This window comes from Myxococcus sp. CA039A, from assembly GCF_013336645.1.
GTDB classification, from domain to species: Bacteria; Myxococcota; Myxococcia; order Myxococcales; family Myxococcaceae; genus Myxococcus; species Myxococcus llanfairpwllgwyngyllgogerychwyrndrobwllllantysiliogogogochensis.
In genome coordinates this window covers 1-3,058 of the sequence record NZ_JABUMQ010000580.1, presented here as the reverse complement: position 1 = coordinate 3,058, position 3,058 = coordinate 1, and the positions used below count along the sequence as shown (strand labels likewise).

Genomic DNA, 3,058 nt, shown 5'->3' with positions numbered 1-3,058 from the left:
CTTCGAGGCCGTCCTTCCCAACCCCCGCCGCGAGCTGGGTCTGGAGGGCTGCCGCCCCATCGCCCAGACCTGGGCGAGCTTCTCCACCCTCACGGACCCCGTCGCCCGCCGCGCCCGCGTGAAGTCCTTCTTCCTGGAGGCCAGCAGCCCCGGCCATGTCCCCGTCGTCCACGCCAATCACTACGGCAACAACCCTCTGGGCGAGGGACAGGTTCGCACCAACCAGTTCATCCAGCAGGGGCCGCCGGCCCCGTGGATGCTCCACGAGTTCAAGCTCAAGCGGCAGTGTGGCCCCACCGGCTGCACCCTGCGCTTCGTGCCCGTCACCGTGAAAGCCAACCCGCGCGGCGACTTCTTCAACATCTTCAACACGGAGCCGCTCGCGGTGAGCTTCCGCGAGTACTTCATCACCCAGGTGGCGAGCCTCGCGGTCGATGACATCAACCGCTTCAACTATGAGGTCCCCGACATCTACAATGACGCCGAGAGCGACTCGGAGTCGTTCCTCGCCTCGGACAACTACCTCAACGAGTTCCTCTTCGCTCCTCCCGAAAACCGCTTCGCCACCGCCATCGCCGCGGAGCTCCAGCGCATCGGTAGCCCGCTGAGTCCCGAGCAGGTCGTCTCGCGCGCCCAGGCTCTGTCCTGTGCCGGCTGCCACAACCGCAGCAGCTTCGCGGACCTGGGAGGCGCCATCGGCACCTTCCCCCCCATCCGAACGTCCTTCGTCCACACCAACGAAGTTCCGGACCCCACCGCCCCACCCGACGAGCCGCGCTTCCTCCTCTCCAATCTGCTGACGGGAACCTTCCTCCCTTTCCGCCAACAGATTCTGGGCGGCTTCCTGGACACCCCCGCCCTCGGCGCACTCCAGCGCGATTCCAACGGAAGGATTCCCACCGTGGTCGCCGGACAGCCCTTCAACGCCTCCGTCTCCGTCACCAACACCGGCACCACGCTCTGGAGCGCGGCCAATGGCACGCACGGCGTCTCGCTCGACGGGGCGCAGAGCCTGGTGCTCGCTCCAGGCGACGCCATCCTCCTGGGCCAGCACAAGACGTTCACCGTCACGCCCACCGCGCCCCTGACGCCAGGACCCTTCACCTACCGGTGGAGGATGCATCGAAACGGCGCGGCGTTCGGCCCCGAGCTGACCCTCTCCGTCAACGTGAAGTCCCCCGCGTTCGCCTCGGAGCTCGTGGAGCAGACCCTGGTTCCCGCCACCGTGGCCCCAGGGGAGAGCTTCCAGTTCTCCGTCCGGATGAAGAACTGGGGCACCAAAAGCTGGAGCGCCCAGACGCCCGTCGAGCTCGGCTCCCAGAACCCGGTGGACAACCTGTTCTGGGGAGTGGCCCGAGTCCCGCTGCTGCCCTACGAAGTCGTGGACCCGGGCGAGGACACCACCTTCCTCTTCACCGCCGTCGCCCCCCCGCTGACGGGGACCTACCTGTTCGAGTGGCGACTCATGCAGGGCAATCAACCGTTCGGGCAGAGCACGCTCCCGCTCACCATCAGCGTCATGCCGCCGCTCTCGTGCGATAGCTGCACCTTCGGATACGACTGCCCCCACTCCTGCCCGCCGCCCATCGAGTAGCCCACGGCGCGTCCAAGGCCTCGGAGGGTGGGGGCTCGCGTCACGAAGCGCCAGGGGTCCGCCCTCGAACATGCGTTGTTCGAGTGCGGGCCCGGCCGAACATCCGAGAGTTCAAGTCACCACTTGATTCCAGACATGCGCGAGTGGCGGACCGCCGCGCTCACCAGAGCTGGAAGGGCTCGCTCCGCTCTCCGGTGATGCCGTTGCCCAGGGCGCCATAGGCATTGTGGCCCCAGCCCCACACCGTCCCATCCGCGGTTCGCGCCAGGGTGTGGCCGCTTCGCGCGGACGCGGCGACGATGCCCGTGGGCCCTGGCATCGGGACGGGAACGAAGCGCCGGGAAATCGTCCCGTCCTCCGTGGACTGTGTGCCCCAGACCCAGAGCGTCCCATCCGCCTTGATGGCCACGGACATCGGTCCCGCCGCCACGCTCACCACGCCCGTGAGGCCCACGACGGGGCCCGCGACGAGTCGCGGCGTCGTGCCGCCATCCCCCAGGGTGCCGTTCTGGTTGGAGCCCCAGGCCCACACCGTCCCGTCGGCCTTCCTGGCCAGCGAATGGCTGCGTCCCGCGGATATCGCCTGCGCGCCGGAGAGGCCGGACACCTGGACGGGACTCGAGCTGAACGTGGTACTGCCATCTCCCAACTGACCATTGAAGTTGTAACCCCAGCTCCACACGGTGCCATCCGCCTTCAGCGCGAGGGAGAACTCGTTCCCCGCGGACACCGCCACCACGCTCGACATCCCCAGCACCTGCACGGGCAGTTGCCGTTGGGTTCGCGTCCCATCCCCCAACTGGCCCGCGCCATTGAAGCCCCAGCTCCACACAGTCCCATCCTGCTTCAACGCCAGGGAATGGGTGCTGTTCGCCGCGATGGCCTTCACGCTCACGAGCCCCACGACCGGCGTTGGCAGCGGGCTCGAGGTGGTGGTCCCATTCCCCAGTTGGCCCAGGTGATTGGCGCCCCAGCCCCACACCGTCCCATCCGTCCTCAGCGCCAGCGAGTGCGAGTTGCCCGCGGCCACCGCCACCACGCCGTCGAGCCCCGACACCTGCACCGGCGAGGCTTGAAGCGCCGTGGTTCCATCACCCAACTGACCTGAGCTATTGGCGCCCCAGGTCAGCACCGTCCCATCGCTCCTCACGGCCAACGAGTAGAAATCTCCCACGGTGACCTCCCGAAGATGGGGAGGCAGCGTCGTCGTCGGACCGAAGTAGGTCGCGATGCCGAGCCCGAGCTGGCCAGAGCTGTTGGAACCCCATGCCCAGAGCGTCCCATCCGGCTTGAGCCCCAGCGCGTGCAGGGTGCCCAGGCTCACGGTCGTCATTCCATCCAGGGACGCCGCCCTCACGGGGGTCCGCTGACCCGAGCCCCACTTCCAGAACGTGCCGTCCGCCTTCCGCGCCACCGAGTCGTCGTTCCCCGACTCCACGGCCACCACCCCCGTCAGCCCCACCA

At 68.1% G+C, this 3,058-nt stretch carries 1 protein-coding gene and 1 pseudogene; one reads left to right on the top strand and one right to left on the bottom strand.

From position 1 onward, the window contains the following. The coding region (locus tag HR086_RS45955) for an NBR1-Ig-like domain-containing protein (protein ID WP_254626755.1) at nt 1-1,594 on the top strand (1,594 nt) is incomplete at its 5' end. 160 nt (nt 1,595-1,754) lie between these two features. Here the strand turns inward: HR086_RS45955 and HR086_RS45950 are convergent. Further along, a pseudogene (locus tag HR086_RS45950) lies at nt 1,755-3,058 on the bottom strand (RCC1 repeat-containing protein); the annotation flags it as partial.